The organism is Shewanella mangrovisoli (genome assembly GCF_019457635.1).
Taxonomy (GTDB): domain Bacteria; phylum Pseudomonadota; class Gammaproteobacteria; order Enterobacterales; family Shewanellaceae; genus Shewanella; species Shewanella mangrovisoli.
On record NZ_CP080412.1, the window covers coordinates 277594 to 294365 of the forward strand.

At 47.3% G+C, this 16772-nt stretch carries 12 protein-coding genes; all 12 read left to right on the forward strand.

The window, feature by feature from the left end; all coding sequences use genetic code 11:
• The first annotated feature begins 52 nt into the window (after positions 1-52).
• The 12 genes from tuf (at position 53) to fusA (ending at position 16767) form a co-directional block, all read left to right on the forward strand.
• The gene (gene tuf, locus K0H60_RS01225; protein ID WP_011715454.1) at positions 53-1237 is read left to right on the forward strand and encodes an elongation factor Tu; all 1185 of its coding nucleotides are present in this window, start codon (positions 53-55) and stop codon (positions 1235-1237) included.
• A gap of 279 nt (positions 1238-1516) precedes the next feature.
• Positions 1517-1888 (forward strand): preprotein translocase subunit SecE, encoded by a 372-nt coding sequence (secE, locus tag K0H60_RS01230; RefSeq protein WP_011621018.1) that lies wholly within the window; start codon positions 1517-1519, stop codon positions 1886-1888.
• 9 nt (positions 1889-1897) lie between these two features.
• The gene (gene nusG / locus K0H60_RS01235; protein ID WP_011715455.1) at positions 1898-2449 is read left to right on the forward strand and encodes a transcription termination/antitermination protein NusG; all 552 of its coding nucleotides are present in this window, start codon (positions 1898-1900) and stop codon (positions 2447-2449) included.
• 128 nt (positions 2450-2577) lie between these two features.
• Positions 2578-3006 carry a 50S ribosomal protein L11 gene (rplK, locus tag K0H60_RS01240; RefSeq protein ID WP_011621019.1) on the forward strand — a complete coding sequence of 143 codons (429 nt, stop codon included), beginning with the start codon at positions 2578-2580 and terminating at the stop codon, positions 3004-3006.
• Positions 3007-3010: 4 nt separating this feature from the next.
• Entirely contained in the window at positions 3011-3712 is a 702-nt protein-coding gene (gene rplA, locus K0H60_RS01245) for a 50S ribosomal protein L1 (protein WP_011715456.1), read from the forward strand.
• Positions 3713-3977: 265 nt separating this feature from the next.
• Positions 3978-4478: a 50S ribosomal protein L10 gene (gene rplJ, locus K0H60_RS01250; protein ID WP_011070609.1), complete on the forward strand. Its 501-nt coding sequence runs from the start codon at positions 3978-3980 to the stop codon at positions 4476-4478.
• Between the two features lie 54 nt (positions 4479-4532).
• Positions 4533-4904 (forward strand): 50S ribosomal protein L7/L12, encoded by a 372-nt coding sequence (gene rplL / locus K0H60_RS01255; RefSeq protein WP_011624800.1) that lies wholly within the window; start codon positions 4533-4535, stop codon positions 4902-4904.
• 242 nt (positions 4905-5146) lie between these two features.
• Complete coding sequence (gene rpoB, locus K0H60_RS01260; protein WP_011715457.1) at positions 5147-9184, forward strand: DNA-directed RNA polymerase subunit beta; 4038 nt, start codon at positions 5147-5149, stop codon at positions 9182-9184.
• An 83-nt stretch (positions 9185-9267) separates the two neighbouring features.
• Positions 9268-13485 carry a DNA-directed RNA polymerase subunit beta' gene (gene rpoC, locus K0H60_RS01265; RefSeq protein WP_011715458.1) on the forward strand — a complete coding sequence of 1406 codons (4218 nt, stop codon included), beginning with the start codon at positions 9268-9270 and terminating at the stop codon, positions 13483-13485.
• A 179-nt stretch (positions 13486-13664) separates the two neighbouring features.
• Positions 13665-14039: a 30S ribosomal protein S12 gene (gene rpsL / locus K0H60_RS01270; RefSeq protein ID WP_011715459.1), complete on the forward strand. Its 375-nt coding sequence runs from the start codon at positions 13665-13667 to the stop codon at positions 14037-14039.
• 82 nt (positions 14040-14121) lie between these two features.
• Positions 14122-14592: a 30S ribosomal protein S7 gene (gene rpsG, locus K0H60_RS01275; RefSeq protein ID WP_011715460.1), complete on the forward strand. Its 471-nt coding sequence runs from the start codon at positions 14122-14124 to the stop codon at positions 14590-14592.
• A 78-nt stretch (positions 14593-14670) separates the two neighbouring features.
• Entirely contained in the window at positions 14671-16767 is a 2097-nt protein-coding gene (gene fusA / locus K0H60_RS01280; RefSeq protein ID WP_086904167.1) for an elongation factor G, read from the forward strand.
• Positions 16768-16772: the final 5 nt, after the last annotated feature.

A 16772-nucleotide genomic window follows, 5' to 3' on the forward strand; every position in this document is an offset into this window, starting at 1 on the left:
TTTTTCTATATGTATGTTTTCATCACCAAGACTCTTGGATTGAGGCAATACCATGGCAAAAGCTAAATTTGAACGTAATAAGCCCCATGTTAACGTGGGCACCATCGGTCACGTTGACCATGGTAAAACCACTCTGACTGCAGCTATCTCTCACGTACTGGCTAAGACCTACGGTGGTGAAGCTAAAGACTTCTCTCAAATCGATAACGCTCCAGAAGAGCGTGAGCGCGGTATTACCATCAATACCTCTCACATCGAATACGATACACCAACTCGCCACTACGCACACGTAGACTGCCCAGGCCACGCTGACTATGTTAAAAACATGATCACTGGTGCTGCACAGATGGACGGCGCGATCCTGGTAGTAGCTTCTACTGACGGTCCAATGCCACAAACTCGTGAGCACATCCTGCTGTCTCGCCAAGTAGGCGTACCATTCATCATCGTATTCATGAACAAATGTGACATGGTTGACGATGCTGAGCTGTTAGAATTAGTAGAAATGGAAGTACGTGAACTGTTATCAGAATACGACTTCCCAGGTGATGACTTACCAGTTATCCAAGGTTCTGCTCTGAAAGCCCTTGAAGGCGAGCCAGAGTGGGAAGCGAAGATCATCGAATTAGCCGCTGCACTGGATTCTTACATTCCAGAACCAGAGCGTGATATCGATAAGCCATTCCTGATGCCAATCGAAGACGTATTCTCAATTTCTGGCCGTGGTACAGTAGTAACTGGTCGTGTTGAGCGTGGTATCGTACGCGTTGGTGACGAAGTTGAAATCGTTGGTATCCGTGCAACCACTAAGACAACCTGTACTGGTGTTGAAATGTTCCGTAAGCTGCTTGACGAAGGTCGTGCAGGTGAGAACTGTGGTATTCTGTTACGTGGTACTAAGCGTGATGACGTAGAACGTGGTCAAGTATTATCTAAGCCAGGTTCAATCAACCCGCACACTACTTTTGAATCAGAAGTATACGTTCTGTCAAAAGAAGAAGGTGGTCGTCACACTCCATTCTTCAAAGGCTACCGTCCACAGTTCTACTTCCGTACAACTGACGTGACTGGTACTATCGAACTGCCAGAAGGCGTAGAGATGGTAATGCCAGGCGACAACATCAAGATGAAAGTGACTCTGATCTGCCCAATCGCGATGGACGAAGGTTTACGCTTCGCAATCCGTGAAGGTGGCCGTACAGTAGGCGCTGGTGTTGTAGCTAAGATTTTCGCTTAATCGCGAACTAGTTATAGTACTGAAAAAGGAAGCTTCGGCTTCCTTTTTTGTTTAAGTCGATTATTTACTAGGTTTTGTGGGTTGCAACGGCTGTGCATCCTTGCTAACAAAGTCGAATAAGAATACAATCTATGGCCGATTTTTGACCCTGAGCTTATGCAACATGATGCGTTTCTAAGGGTATTCGGAATGCAGAGTATCTAAAGCGTATTGTAACTGGGTCGTATGTCCCTAATTATTGTGCTCAAGCTCAGGCCGTATTGAGTAACGGAATAACCGATGACAACAAATACTGAAAACCAGACTAACTCTCTGGATATCGTGAAGTGGGGTTTAGCGATCCTATTGCTGGCCGCTGCTGTTATTGGCAATCAGATGTATAGCGAGACAAGTGCCGTGATCCGCGCACTGGCTGTTATCGTTGCATTCGCTATTGCTGGTTTTATTGCACTGCAAACAGAAAAGGGTAAAAAAGCCTTAGCGTTCGCTCGTGAGTCGCAAATTGAAGTGCGCAAGGTCGTATGGCCAACACGTCAAGAAGCGCTTAACACCACTTTTATTGTCCTTGCTGCAACAGGTATTTTAGCCCTTGTTTTATGGGGTTTAGATGCAGTGTTAATGCACATTGTCAATTTCATCACTGGCGTATAGGCACCTCGAATGACTGAAGCTAAAGAAGCTAAAAAAAGATGGTATGTAGTGCAGGCATTCTCAGGCTATGAAGGCCGAGTTTGTAAGTCACTGATTGAATACATTAAAATGCACGGCATGGAACAATACTTCGGCGAAGTATTAGTTCCGACTGAAGAAGTCATCGAAATGCGTGCAGGCCAGCGTCGTAAGAGCGAGCGTAAGTTTTTCCCGGGCTATGTGTTAGTCCAGATGGAAATGAACGATGACAGCTGGCATTTAGTCAAAAGCATCCCGCGTGTTTTAGGCTTTATTGGCGGAACTTCTGATCGTCCTGCCCCAATTTCAGATAGAGAAGCGGATGCAATTCTGCGTCGCTTACAAGAAACCACAGCTTCACCGACTCACCGTGTTATTTTTGAGCCGGGCGAAGTGGTGCGTGTTTGTGATGGTCCATTTGCTGACTTTAACGGTACTGTTGAAGAAGTGGATTATGACAAGAGCCGCGTAAAAGTGTCAGTAATGATCTTTGGTCGTTCTACACCTGTTGAGCTCGATTTTAATCAGGTCGAAAAAGGCTGATTAAATTAAATACAAAAATCCGTTTGGCAACGGGTGCGGATTTCTATATAATCCGCACCCGTTGTTTTCGGGGGAGCACGTCGGCATGTCGCTGATGCGCGTTTGAACCCAAACTGAGGAAATGTCAGATGGCAAAAAAGATTGATGCTTATATTAAGCTACAAGTGAAATCAGGTTCTGCGAACCCTTCACCACCAGTTGGTCCAGCTCTGGGTCAGAAAGGTGTGAACATCATGGAATTCTGTAAAGCGTTCAACGCCCGTACAGAAAAAATGGAAAAAGGCATGCCTATTCCAGTCGTGATCACTGTATACAGTGACCGTTCATTCACTTTCGAAACTAAGACTCCGCCAGCTTCTTACTTACTGAAGACTGCTGCAGGCCTGAAATCAGGTTCTCCACGTCCAAACACTCAGAAAGTAGGTACTATCGCTCGTGCTAAGATTCAAGAAATTGCTGAATTGAAAGCGGCCGATATGACTGGTGCTGATGTTGAAGCGATGACTCGCTCAATCGAAGGTACTGCGCGTTCAATGGGTTTGGTTGTAGAGGGTTAATATAATGGCAAAACTAACTAAACGCATGCGCGTAATCCGCGAGAAAGTTGACGGTACTAAGTTATACGAAATCAACGACGCTGTTGCTCTGTTAAAAGAATTAGCAACTGCTAAGTTCGTTGAAAGTGTTGACGTTGCTGTTAACCTGGGTATCGACCCACGTAAATCAGACCAAAACGTTCGTGGTGCTACTGTATTACCACACGGTACTGGTCGTGAAGTTCGCGTTGCAGTATTTACACAAGGTGCAAATGCTGAAGCTGCAAAAGCTGCTGGTGCAGAACTCGTTGGTATGGATGATCTGGCTGAGCAAATCAAAGCCGGTGAAATGAACTTCGACGTAGTTATCGCATCTCCAGATGCAATGCGCGTTGTTGGTATGTTAGGTCAAATCTTAGGCCCACGTGGTTTAATGCCTAACCCAAAAACTGGCACAGTAACACCAAACGTTGCTGAAGCAGTTAAGAACGCTAAAGCTGGTCAAGTTCGTTACCGTAACGACAAGAACGGTATTATCCACACTACTATCGGTAAAGTGGATTTCACACCAGTTCAATTGAAAGAAAACTTGGAAGCGTTAATCTCTGCACTGAAAAAGGCTAAGCCTGCAGTTGCTAAAGGTGTATACGTGAAGAAAGTTAGCATCTCTACCACTATGGGTGCAGGTGTAGCTATCGACCAAGCGACTCTCGATACAGCTAACTAATTTTACAAGGTACGCGCATTAGTCTATAATGCGCGCACTTTGTGGGTTGAAGCCTGTTTTTGATGTGTAAAACATCGTGAAACGGGCTTCCGTCCAAGACCGCAGGTGTTTTCCTTATCGGTTTACTTAATTTCCTGCGTAGACGGTGTCAGGCCCCAGCTAAATTTTTTACTGGATAATCTGCACCGTAAGTCACTAAATACATAAGTATTTAGTATGGTAAATACTAGGGGAATACCCTAGGTGGAATCCAGGAGTAAAGCCAATGGCATTAAGACTCGAAGACAAAAAAGCGATTGTTGCTGAAGTCAACGAAGCTGCCAAAGGTGCGCTATCTGCAGTAGCCGCTGATTCACGCGGTGTAACTGTAGGTGCTATGACCGGTCTGCGTAAAAAAGCTCGTGAAGCTGGTGTTTATGTACGTGTAGTACGTAACACTCTGGCTCGTCGTGCTGTTGAAGGTACTGCATTTGAGTGCCTAGCAGAAACGTTCACTGGCCCAACTTTGATTGCTTTCTCTAACGAGCACCCAGGTGCTGCAGCTCGTCTGTTAAAAGACTTTGCTAAAGAGCAAGCTAACTTCGAAGTTAAAGGCGCAGCCTTTGAAGGGAATTTCATCCCTGCAGCTGACATTGATCGTTTGGCGAAACTGCCAACATACGAAGAAGCACTAGCACAGTTAATGATGACTATGAAAGAAGCATCTGCTGGCAAGTTCGTTCGTACTCTGGCCGCCCTGCGCGATCAAAAACAAGAAGCCGCTTAATTTTAAGCTGGCTGCTTAATAAAATTGAATTCAGAACAATAGGAAACATTTGTTATGTCTATCACTAAAGACCAAATCTTAGAAGCCTTTGCAGCTATGTCTGTAATGGAAGTTGTTGAACTGATCGAAGCTATGGAAGAGAAGTTCGGCGTTTCTGCTGCTGCTGCAGTAGTTGCTGGCGGTGCTGCTGATGCAGGTGCTGCTGCTGAAGAACAAACAGAATTCACTGTTATGTTAACTGCTCACGGCGACAACAAAGTTGCTGTTATTAAAGCAATCCGTGGCGCAACTGGTTTAGGCCTGAAAGAAGCTAAAGCAATGTCTGAAGCTGCTCCAGTAGCAGTTAAAGAAGGCGTTTCTAAAGAAGAAGCTGAAGCTCTGAAGAAAGAACTGGTTGAAGCTGGTGCTACAGTAGAGATCAAGTAAGCTATTATGTAGCTTACTCACCCAAGCCAATTGGGTGGAGGCTGGCGGTTTTTTAACCGTCGGCCTTTTTTGCGCTATATGCGTCGGCGATTTTTTTTCACCGTTTATCGCCAAATTTTGCAGTCCCTAGCAGAGATTACTGGTTAGGTTCTTGCCATCAACGGTGATGGGCAAACGTGCTGAATTTAATGACGATTGTTATAAGTTCAGTCTTGGTCACATCTCGCAAGCAGAGGAAACCCATGGTTTACTCCTATTCTGAAAAGAAGCGTATTCGCAAAGACTTTGGTAAGCGTCCACAGGTGTTGGATATTCCTTACCTTTTGTCTATTCAGTTAGACTCTTTTAAGAAGTTCACCGATCAAGATCCTACCGGTGAGCGCGGTCTAGAAGCCGCCTTCCGTAGCGTTTTTCCCATCAAGAGCTTTTCTGGTAATTCAGAACTGCAATACGTCAGCTATAAGCTTGGCGAGCCTGTTTTTGATGTGAAAGAGTGTCAGATCCGTGGTGTTACATATTCAGCTCCACTGCGCGTTAAATTACGCATGGTGTTGTATGATCGTGAAGCAGCGGCCGGCACTGTAAAAGATATTAAAGAACAAGAAGTCTACATGGGCGATATCCCATTGATGACTGACAACGGTACCTTTGTGATCAACGGTACTGAGCGTGTAATCGTATCTCAATTACACCGCAGCCCAGGCGTATTCTTCGATCACGACCGTGGTAAAACCCACTCATCAGGTAAGGTGCTGTATAACGCACGTATCATTCCTTACCGTGGTTCATGGTTAGACTTTGAATTCGATCCTAAAGATGCGCTGTTCGTACGTATTGACCGTCGCCGTAAATTACCTGCGACCATCATTCTGCGCGCATTAGAGTACTCTACTCAAGAGATCCTCGACCTGTTCTTCGAACGTGTTGAATTCAAGATCAAGAAAGATACTCTGGTTATGACCTTAGTGCCTGAGCGTCTGCGTGGCGAAACCGCCAGCTACGACATCAAGGATGCTGAAGGTACTGTATTGGTTGAAGCGGGCCGTCGCGTGACTGCACGTCATATTCGCCAACTCGAAAAAACCAACACCACTGAACTCGAAGTACCAGTTGAGTACATCGTGGGCAAATATGCTGCTCAAGATTACATCGATCCGGACACGGGTGAAGTATTAGTTTCTGCTAACAGTGAAATCAGCTTAGAAGACTTAGCGAAGTTATCACTGGCAGGCATCAAAGAGCTGAGCACGTTGTACATCAACGAGCTAGACCACGGTGCTTACATCTCTGACACTCTGCGTATCGATCCAACCACTAACCGCTTAGAAGCGTTAGTTGAGATCTACCGCATGATGCGTCCTGGTGAGCCACCAACCAAAGATGCAGCAGAAGCCCTGTTCCAAAACTTATTCTTCAGCGAAGAACGTTATGACCTGTCTAAAGTAGGTCGTATGAAGTTCAACCGTCGTCTCAGCATTCCTGATGACGAAGGTAGCGGCGTACTGTCTAAAGAAGACATCGTTGCAGTAATGAAGAACATCATTCACATCCGTAACGGCTTCGACGAAGTGGACGATATCGACCACTTAGGTAACCGTCGTATTCGTTCTGTGGGTGAAATGGCTGAAAACCAATTCCGTGTTGGTCTGGTCCGTGTTGAGCGCGCCGTGCGTGAACGTCTGTCATTAGGCGATCTGAACGAGCTGATGCCACAAGACTTAATCAACGCTAAGCCAATTTCTGCTGCAGTGAAAGAGTTCTTCGGTTCTTCTCAGCTGTCACAATTCATGGACCAAAACAACCCGCTGTCAGAAGTAACGCATAAGCGTCGTATTTCTGCTCTCGGCCCAGGTGGTTTGACCCGTGAACGTGCTGGCTTCGAAGTCCGCGACGTACACCCAACGCACTATGGTCGTTTATGTCCAATTGAGACCCCTGAAGGTCCAAACATTGGTCTGATCAACTCATTAGCAAGCTTTGCCCGTACTAACTCTTACGGCTTCTTAGAAACACCATACCGCAAAGTGGTAGACGGTGTGATCACTGACGATGTGGAATACTTGTCAGCGATTGAAGAAGGTCGTTATGTGATTGCACAGGCGAACATTGAAGTTGACTCTGAAGGCCGCATGGTTGAAGAGCAGATCGCATGTCGTCACAAAGGTGAATCTACCTTTATGCGCGCGTCTGACATTCAATACATGGACGTATCGCCACAACAGATCATCTCTGTTGCTGCGTCACTGATCCCGTTCTTAGAACACGACGACGCGAACCGTGCATTGATGGGTGCGAACATGCAACGTCAAGCGGTACCAACGCTGAAATCAGAGAAGCCTCTGGTCGGTACTGGTATTGAGCGCACGTTAGCTGTGGACTCAGGCGTAGTAGTCGCCGCTAAACGTGGCGGTGTGATCGATTACGTTGATGCGAGCCGTATCGTAGTTAAAGTAAATGAAGACGAGCTGCGCCCAGGCGAAGCCGGTATCGACATTTACAACCTGACTAAGTACACCCGTTCTAACCAAAACACTTGTATCAACCAACGTCCTTGCTGTTCTGTTGGTGAGCCAGTGGTTCGTGGTGACGTGTTAGCAGACGGTCCGTCTACTGACTTAGGTGACTTAGCCCTTGGCCAGAACATGCGTATCGCGTTCATGCCTTGGAACGGTTACAACTTCGAAGACTCGATCTTAATTTCTGAGCGTGTTGCACAGGAAGACCGTTTCACCACTATCCACATTCAAGAGCTGTCTTGTATCGCTCGTGATACCAAGCTGGGTAGCGAAGAAATCACTGCTGACATTCCAAACGTAGGTGAATCTGCTCTGTCGAAACTCGACGAGTCAGGTATCGTTTACATCGGTGCAGAAGTGAAGGGCGGTGACATTCTGGTTGGTAAAGTGACGCCAAAAGGCGAGACCCAACTGACACCAGAAGAGAAGTTACTGCGTGCCATCTTCGGTGAGAAAGCGTCTGATGTGAAAGACAGCTCACTGCGTGTACCTAACTCTGTTAAAGGTACCATCATCGACGTTCAGGTATTTACCCGTGACGGCGTTGAGAAAGACAAACGCGCCATTGAAATCGAAGAAATGCACATTGCCCAAGCTCGTAAAGACTTAGGCGAAGAGTTCAAGATCCTTGAAGAAGGCGTATTGAGCCGTGCGCGCAACTTATTATTAAGTGCCGGTTTCACTGAAGCACAAATCGCAGCATTGCCACGTAAAGATGTATTGGTTCAAGTTATTGACGATGAAACCAAACAAACTGAGCTTGAGCAATTAGCTGAACAGCATGAAGAGCTGAAAGCAGACTTCGATAAGAAGTTTGAAATCAAACGTCGCAAGATCACCCAAGGTGATGACTTGGCACCAGGCGTACTGAAGATCGTTAAGGTTTACTTAGCGGTTAAACGTACTATCCAACCAGGTGACAAGATGGCGGGTCGTCACGGTAACAAGGGTGTTATCTCTAAGATTAACCCAATTGAAGACATGCCGTACGACGAGCAAGGCAACCCTGTGGACATCGTATTGAACCCGTTAGGCGTTCCATCACGTATGAACATCGGTCAGGTTCTTGAAGTTCACTTAGGTGCTGCTGCTAAAGGTATTGGTAACAAGATTGCTGCCATGCTGGAAGATCAGCGCGAGAAGGGACTTGCAGAAGTTCGCAACTACATCAAGCAAGTGTACGAATTAGGTGACGAAGTGCAGCAGCGCGTTGACATCGATTCATTCACTGACGATGAGTTACTGCGCTTAGCGAACAACCTGAAAGGCGGTATCCCAGTTGCTACGCCAGCCTTCGACGGTGCTAAAGAGAAAGAGATCAAGCAGATGCTTGAGCTTGCAGGCTTGCCAACCTCTGGTCAGCTGAAATTATTTGATGGTCGTACCGGTAACGAATTTGAGCGTCCAGTAACTGTAGGTTACATGTACATGCTCAAACTGAACCACTTAGTTGACGACAAGATGCACGCCCGTTCTACCGGTTCGTACAGCTTAGTGACTCAACAACCACTGGGCGGTAAAGCTCAGTTCGGTGGTCAGCGTTTCGGTGAGATGGAAGTGTGGGCACTCGAAGCATACGGTGCCGCTTATACGCTTCAAGAAATGCTCACCGTGAAATCGGATGACGTTAACGGTCGTACTCAGATGTATAAGAACATCGTCGACGGTAACCATCAGATGCAGCCTGGCATGCCAGAGTCCTTCAACGTATTACTGAAGGAGATCCGTTCACTCGGTATCAACATCGAGTTGGATCAGGAATAAGCGCAGGTATTTAGCCGCGTTTGGCAACAGAATGGTGCTCCGTGCGAGCGGAGCACCCGGTTTAACTCCTTCAGGAGAGAAACGTGAAAGACTTATTAAAGTTTCTGAAACAGCAAAGCAAGACTGAAGAATTTAACGGCATCAAAATTGGTCTGGCATCGCCTGATCTGATCCGTTCTTGGTCTTTTGGTGAAGTTAAGAAGCCAGAAACCATTAACTACCGTACCTTCAAGCCTGAGCGTGAAGGTCTGTTCTGTGCGCGTATCTTTGGCCCGGTCAAAGATTACGAATGTTTGTGCGGTAAGTACAAGCGTTTGAAGCACCGTGGTGTGATCTGTGAAAAGTGTGGTGTAGAAGTTACCCAGACTAAAGTACGTCGTGAGCGTATGGGTCACATTGAACTGGCTAGCCCAGTTGCCCACATTTGGTTCTTGAAATCACTGCCGTCCCGTATCGGTTTAATGCTGGACATGACGCTGCGTGATATCGAACGCGTACTGTATTTTGAATCTTTCGTCGTGATCGAGCCTGGCATGACCAGCCTTGAACGTGGCCAAATGCTGACAGAAGAAAACTATCTGGATGCACTAGAAGAATACGGTGACGAATTCGAAGCTAAGATGGGTGCTGAAGCGGTATTAGAACTGCTGCGCGCAATCGATCTCGAAAAAGAAATCGAACAAATGCGTGAAGAGCTGCCATCAATCAACTCTGAGACTCGTCGCAAGAAAGTGACTAAACGTCTTAAGTTGATGGAAGCGTTCCACACTTCTGGCAACAAGCCAGAGTGGATGATCTTAAAAGTACTGCCTGTGTTACCACCTGACTTACGTCCGCTGGTACCGCTCGATGGCGGCCGCTTTGCGACTTCAGATCTGAACGATCTGTATCGCCGCGTGATCAACCGTAACAACCGTTTGAAGCGTCTGTTAGATTTAGCTGCGCCGGACATCATCGTACGCAACGAAAAGCGTATGTTACAAGAGTCCGTTGATGCGCTATTAGATAACGGTCGTCGTGGTCGTGCTATTACTGGTTCTAACAAACGTCCTCTGAAATCTTTGGCCGACATGATCAAAGGTAAACAAGGTCGTTTCCGTCAGAACTTGTTAGGTAAGCGTGTTGACTACTCAGGTCGTTCGGTAATTACCGTAGGTCCTACTTTACGTCTGCACCAATGTGGTCTTCCTAAGAAGATGGCACTGGAACTGTTCAAGCCATTCATCTATGGCAAGCTGGAAGGTCGTGGCTTAGCGACAACCATTAAAGCTGCTAAGAAGATGGTAGAGCGTGAAGTGGCGGAAGTTTGGGACGTTCTAGATGAAGTGATCCGCGAACATCCAGTGATGCTTAACCGTGCACCAACACTGCACAGACTGGGTATCCAAGCGTTCGAACCTGTACTGATTGAAGGTAAAGCGATCCAGTTACACCCACTCGTTTGTGCGGCATATAACGCCGACTTCGACGGTGACCAAATGGCGGTACACGTACCGTTAACACTGGAAGCGCAGCTTGAAGCTCGTGCTTTGATGATGTCTACCAACAACATCCTGTCACCTGCGAACGGCGAGCCTGTTATCACTCCATCTCAAGACGTGGTATTAGGTCTGTACTACACCAGCCGTGAGCGTATCAACGGCCGTGGTGAAGGTATGTACTTTATGTCTGTTGCTGAAGTTGAAAAAGCTTACGCAACTGGCGCTGCTGAACTGCATGCCCGCGTGAAAGTGCGTATCACTGAAACCGTTATCGGTGACAATGGTGAGCGTACTGAGCAACGTCGTATCGTAGATACAACTGTGGGTCGTGCTCTGCTGTCACAAATTCTGCCAGCAGGTTTGTCATTTGATCTGGTTAACCAGAACATGGGCAAAAAGCAGATTTCTAAACTATTGAACACTTGTTACCGTCAATTAGGTCTGAAAGATACTGTTATCTTCGCTGACCAACTGATGTACACAGGTTTCCGTTACGCCACTATCTCTGGTGCATCTGTCGGTATCGACGACATGGTGATCCCAGCTGAGAAGTACACCTTAGTTGCTGACGCTGAAGCAGAAGTGCTCGAAATTCAAGAGCAGTTCCAATCAGGTCTGGTAACCGCGGGTGAGCGTTACAACAAAGTAATCGACATCTGGGCAAGTGCGAACGAAAAAGTTTCTAAAGCGATGATGGAAAACCTGTCAACTGAGACAGTGATTAACCGTGATGGCGTTGAAGAGAAACAAGCATCGTTCAACAGCATTTACATGATGGCCGACTCGGGCGCTCGTGGTAGTGCCGCACAGATCCGTCAGTTAGCGGGTATGCGTGGTCTGATGGCGAAACCAGACGGTTCGATCATCGAAACCCCAATCGTGGCGAACTTCCGTGAAGGTCTGAACGTTCTTCAGTACTTCATCTCAACCCACGGTGCGCGTAAAGGTCTTGCCGATACCGCATTGAAGACAGCGAACTCGGGTTACCTGACTCGTCGTCTGGTTGACGTTGCTCAAGACTTAGTGGTCATCGAAGACGATTGTGGTACTCACGAAGGTCTGACAATGAAGCCGCTGATCGAAGGTGGTGACGTTGTTGAGCCATTACGTGAACGCGTACTGGGTCGTGTGGTTGCGGTTGATGTTCTGTACCCAGGTACTGAAGATGTGCTTGCGCCACGTAACACTCTGCTCGATGAAGCATGGTGTGACAAGTTAGAAGAACACTCAATCGACGAAGTGATTGTACGTTCAGTAATTACCTGTGATACCGACTTCGGTGTGTGTGCGGCATGTTATGGCCGTGACTTAGCTCGTGGTCACCTGATTAACCACGGCGAAGCCATCGGTGTTGTCGCGGCGCAATCAATCGGTGAACCAGGTACACAGTTAACGATGCGTACGTTCCACATCGGTGGTGCGGCATCGAGAGCGTCTGCAGAAAACAACGTTCAAGTGAAGAACTCTGGTTCGTTGAAACTGCACAACGCTAAGTACGTAACTAACACTGACGGCAAGCTGGTTATCGTTTCTCGTTCTTCTGAACTGGCGATCATCGACGAGTTAGGTCGTGAGAAAGAGCGTTATAAAGTGCCTTACGGTACTGTGCTCGAGAAGTTAGAAGAAGCTGCGGTAGAAGCGGGCGATATCATCGCTAACTGGGATCCACATACTCACCCAATCATCACTGAAGTGGCGGGTAGTATTAAGTTCGTTGACATGATCGACGGCGTGACCATGACTCGTCAAACAGACGAACTGACTGGTCTGTCTTCAATCGTGATCCTCGACGTGGGTCAACGTGGTTCAGCGGGTAAAGAAATGCGCCCAATGATCCGTCTGGTTGGTGCTGACGGTAGCGACCTGATGATCCCAGGTACTGAAGTACCTGCACAATACTTCTTACCAGGCAGTGCGATCGTTAACCTCGACGACAACGCGCAAATCGCAGTGGGTGACGCGTTAGCACGTATTCCACAAGAATCGTCTAAAACACGCGACATCACGGGTGGTCTACCACGCGTTGCTGACCTGTTCGAAGCTCGTAAGCCAAAAGAGCCAGCTATTCTGGCGGAAATCTCTGGTACCATCTCGTTTGGTAAAGAGACTAAAGGCAAGCGTCGTCTGGTGATTACACCAGCGGATGGTGGTGAACAGTACGAAGAGATGATCCCGAAATGGCGTAACTTAAACGTGTTCGAAGGTGAAAAAGTCGAACGTGGTGAAGTTATTGCTGACGGTCCAGAAGCGGCGCACGACATTCTGCGTCTACGTGGCATCCACAACGTAGCAAACTACATTGTGAACGAAGTACAAGACGTATACCGTCTACAAGGCGTGAAGATCAACGATAAGCATATCGAAGTGATCATCCGTCAAATGCTGCGTAAGTGCGTGATCACCTCTGCGGGTGACAGTGAGTTCTTAGAAGGCGAACAAGTTGAAGTGTCTCGCGTGAAGATCGCTAACCGCGACCTGATCGAACAAGGCAAAGTGCCTGCGACCTTCGAGCGTGAACTGCTGGGTATTACCAAAGCGTCTCTGGCAACAGAATCGTTTATCTCTGCAGCATCGTTCCAAGAAACCACTCGCGTACTGACAGAAGCTGCCGTAGGTGGTAAGTCTGATAACTTACGTGGTCTGAAAGAGAACGTAATCGTTGGCCGTCTGATCCCAGCTGGTACTGGTTATGCTTATCACAAGACCCGTAACGATGCCCGTGCTAAGAAAGACGAGCCAGTTGTAGTGAATAAGATCACTGCAAGTGAAGCAGAACAAAACCTTGCAGACCTCTTAAACCTGGCTGGTAGCCAAGATTAAGTAATCAGTTTGTAACAAAAAGGCGCCTATGGCGCCTTTTTTATTGTAAAATGCCGCAAAAGTTGGCTATTTCTTGACAGTCAGGCATTACCTTTCTAAAATTCCGCGTCCCACCATTGTGGGATATAGATTTTTCACACCTTATCGTTGAGTTTGATTCAACTGTTTCGGAGCTATACATGGCAACTGTAAACCAGTTGGTACGTAAGCCACGCGCACCTAAAGTCGACAAGACTAACGTGCCTGCGTTGAACGCGTGCCCACAAAAACGTGGTGTATGTACACGTGTGTACACTACTACCCCTAAAAAACCTAACTCTGCACTACGTAAAGTAGCTCGTGTGCGCTTAACTAACGGTTTCGAAGTTACTTCGTACATCGGCGGTGAAGGCCACAACCTGCAGGAACACAGCGTGATCTTAATCCGTGGTGGTCGTGTTAAAGACTTACCAGGTGTGCGCTATCACACTGTTCGTGGCGCCCTAGACTGTGCTGGCGTGAACACTCGTCGCCAAGGTCGTTCTAAGTACGGTGCTAAGCGTCCTAAGTCTTAACGCAATCCGTTAAGTAAGGCCAAGCTAGTTTTATTTTGAGAATTCCAGTTTTGGAAATCCCTGAAGCATACGGAGAATTGTTATGCCAAGACGTCGCGTTGTAGGACAACGTAAAATCCTACCAGATCCAAAGTTTCACAGTGAGTTGCTGGCTAAGTTCATCAACGTCATTATGCAAGACGGCAAAAAGTCGACTGCAGAAAAAATCATTTACAAGGCGCTAGATGTTATCGCTGAAAAGAAAGGCGCTAACCATTTAGACGTTCTTGAAGCAGCCCTGGACAACGTACGCCCATCAGTCGAAGTTAAATCTCGTCGCGTTGGTGGTTCTACTTACCAGGTACCATGTGAAGTTCGTCCTGTGCGTCGTAACGCACTGGCGATGCGCTGGTTAGTTGAAGCTGCTCGTAAGCGTGGTGAAAAATCTATGGCTTTACGTCTAGCAGGTGAAATGCTAGATGCGTCTGAAAACAAAGGTACTGCTGTTAAGAAGCGTGAAGACGTGCACCGCATGGCTGAAGCTAACAAGGCCTTTGCTCATTACCGTTGGTAATCTGATGGTGTGGGCTTAGGCCCACACCATTGTTGTTGATATTGCCAAGGCAACTGTCTTGGTGGAGAGGGTATAATAGTGGCTCGTACAACCCCAATTGAGCGTTATCGTAATATCGGTATTTGTGCTCATGTGGATGCAGGTAAAACCACCACAACAGAACGTGTTCTGTTCTATACCGGTTTGTCTCATAAAATCGGTGAGGTGCATGACGGCGCCGCGACCACTGACTGGATGGTACAAGAGCAAGAGCGTGGTATTACTATCACCTCGGCTGCTGTCACTACATTCTGGCGTGGTATGGATGCTCAATTCACTGAACACCGCATCAATATCATCGATACCCCTGGTCACGTTGACTTCACTATTGAAGTTGAACGTTCTTTGCGCGTTCTCGACGGCGCTGTCGTGGTTTTCTGTGGTTCTTCAGGTGTTGAACCTCAATCAGAAACCGTTTGGCGTCAAGCTGACAAATACCGCGTTCCACGCTTAGTGTTTGTTAACAAGATGGACCGCGCAGGTGCGGACTTTGAACGTGTAGTGAAGCAAATCAGAACTCGCCTAGGAGCGACTTGTGTGCCTATTCAGCTGAATATTGGCGCAGAAGAAAACTTCACTGGCGTGATCGACTTAATCAAGATGAAAGCCATTAACTGGAACGAAGCGGACCAGGGTATGACTTTCTCTTATGAAGAGATCCCTGCAGAGTTAGCCGATAAAGCGGCTGAGATGCATGAGTATCTGGTTGAGGCAGCAGCCGAGGCCTCGGATGAACTGATGGACAAGTACCTTGAAGAAGGCACACTGTCAGAAGACGAGATCAAAAAGGCACTGCGTCAGCGTACTATTAATAATGAAATCGTTTTAGCGACCTGTGGTTCTGCATTTAAGAACAAAGGCGTTCAAGCGGTTCTTGATGCGGTTGTGGAATTCTTGCCAGCCCCTGTCGATGTGCCTCCAATTAAGGGCATTGATGACGATGAGCAAGAAGTTGAGCGCCCATCAGATGACAATGCCCCTTTTGCGGCGTTGGCATTTAAGATTGCTACAGACCCGTTCGTGGGCACTTTGACCTTTATTCGCGTGTACTCTGGCGTACTCGAATCAGGTTCTGGCGTTTATAACTCTGTTAAACAGAAGCGTGAACGTATCGGCCGTATCGTGCAAATGCACGCTAATGACCGTACCGAACTGAAAGAAGTACGTGCAGGTGATATCGCTGCGGCTATCGGTCTGAAAGAAGTCACCACGGGTGATACACTTTGTGATCCTGATCATAAGGTGATCTTGGAACGCATGGAGTTCCCTGAGCCAGTAATTACCATTGCCGTTGAGCCTAAGTCTAAAGCGGACCAAGATAAAATGGGTATCGCGCTGCAAAAACTTGCAGCGGAAGATCCATCTTTCCGGGTTGAGACTGACGAAGAATCATCACAAACACTGATTTCTGGAATGGGTGAGTTACACTTAGACATTATCGTTGACCGTATGCGTCGCGAATTTGGTGTTGAGTGTAACGTTGGTAAGCCACAAGTGGCCTACCGCGAAACCATTCGCGCATCAGTCGAGGCTGAAGGTAAATTTGTACGCCAATCAGGTGGCCGTGGACAATTCGGTCATGTTTGGTTAAAACTAGAGCCTAATGAAGAAGGCGCTGGTTACGAATTTATCAACGCGATCGTTGGGGGTGTAGTTCCACGTGAATTCATTCCTGCGGTTGATAAAGGTATCCAAGAGCAGATGAAGAACGGTGTTCTCGCCGGCTTCCCTGTGTTGGACGTGAAGGTCACTCTGTTCGACGGTTCATATCACGATGTGGACTCGAATGAAATGGCGTTCAAAATTGCGGGTTCTATGGGCTTCAAAAAGGGTGCGCTCGAAGCGAATCCTGTGTTGCTCGAGCCTTGCATGAAAGTAGAAGTAACTACTCCTGAGAACTACATGGGCGATGTGGTTGGTGACTTAAACCGTCGTCGTGGTTTGATTGAAGGTATGGATGATGGCTTCGGTGGCATCAAAATAGTCCATGCTGTAGTGCCTCTTTCTGAAATGTTTGGTTATGCAACTGATTTGCGTTCTGCGACTCAGGGTCGTGCTTCCTACTCCATGGAGTTCTTGAAGTACACTGATGCACCGCAAAACATTGCGAAAGCGATTATTGAATCTCGTAGCTAATTTTA

What these genes read in the sequence shown, in the direction of transcription:
- tuf (WP_011715454.1), top strand. Translation starts at nt 53, where the DNA reads ATGGCAAAAGCTAAATTTGAACGTAATAAGCCCCATGTTAACGTGGGC.
- secE (WP_011621018.1), top strand. Translation starts at nt 1,517, where the DNA reads ATGACAACAAATACTGAAAACCAGACTAACTCTCTGGATATCGTGAAG.
- nusG (WP_011715455.1), top strand. Translation starts at nt 1,898, where the DNA reads ATGACTGAAGCTAAAGAAGCTAAAAAAAGATGGTATGTAGTGCAGGCA.
- rplK (WP_011621019.1), top strand. Translation starts at nt 2,578, where the DNA reads ATGGCAAAAAAGATTGATGCTTATATTAAGCTACAAGTGAAATCAGGT.
- rplA (WP_011715456.1), top strand. Translation starts at nt 3,011, where the DNA reads ATGGCAAAACTAACTAAACGCATGCGCGTAATCCGCGAGAAAGTTGAC.
- rplJ (WP_011070609.1), top strand. Translation starts at nt 3,978, where the DNA reads ATGGCATTAAGACTCGAAGACAAAAAAGCGATTGTTGCTGAAGTCAAC.
- rplL (WP_011624800.1), top strand. Translation starts at nt 4,533, where the DNA reads ATGTCTATCACTAAAGACCAAATCTTAGAAGCCTTTGCAGCTATGTCT.
- rpoB (WP_011715457.1), top strand. Translation starts at nt 5,147, where the DNA reads ATGGTTTACTCCTATTCTGAAAAGAAGCGTATTCGCAAAGACTTTGGT.
- rpsL (WP_011715459.1), top strand. Translation starts at nt 13,665, where the DNA reads ATGGCAACTGTAAACCAGTTGGTACGTAAGCCACGCGCACCTAAAGTC.
- rpsG (WP_011715460.1), top strand. Translation starts at nt 14,122, where the DNA reads ATGCCAAGACGTCGCGTTGTAGGACAACGTAAAATCCTACCAGATCCA.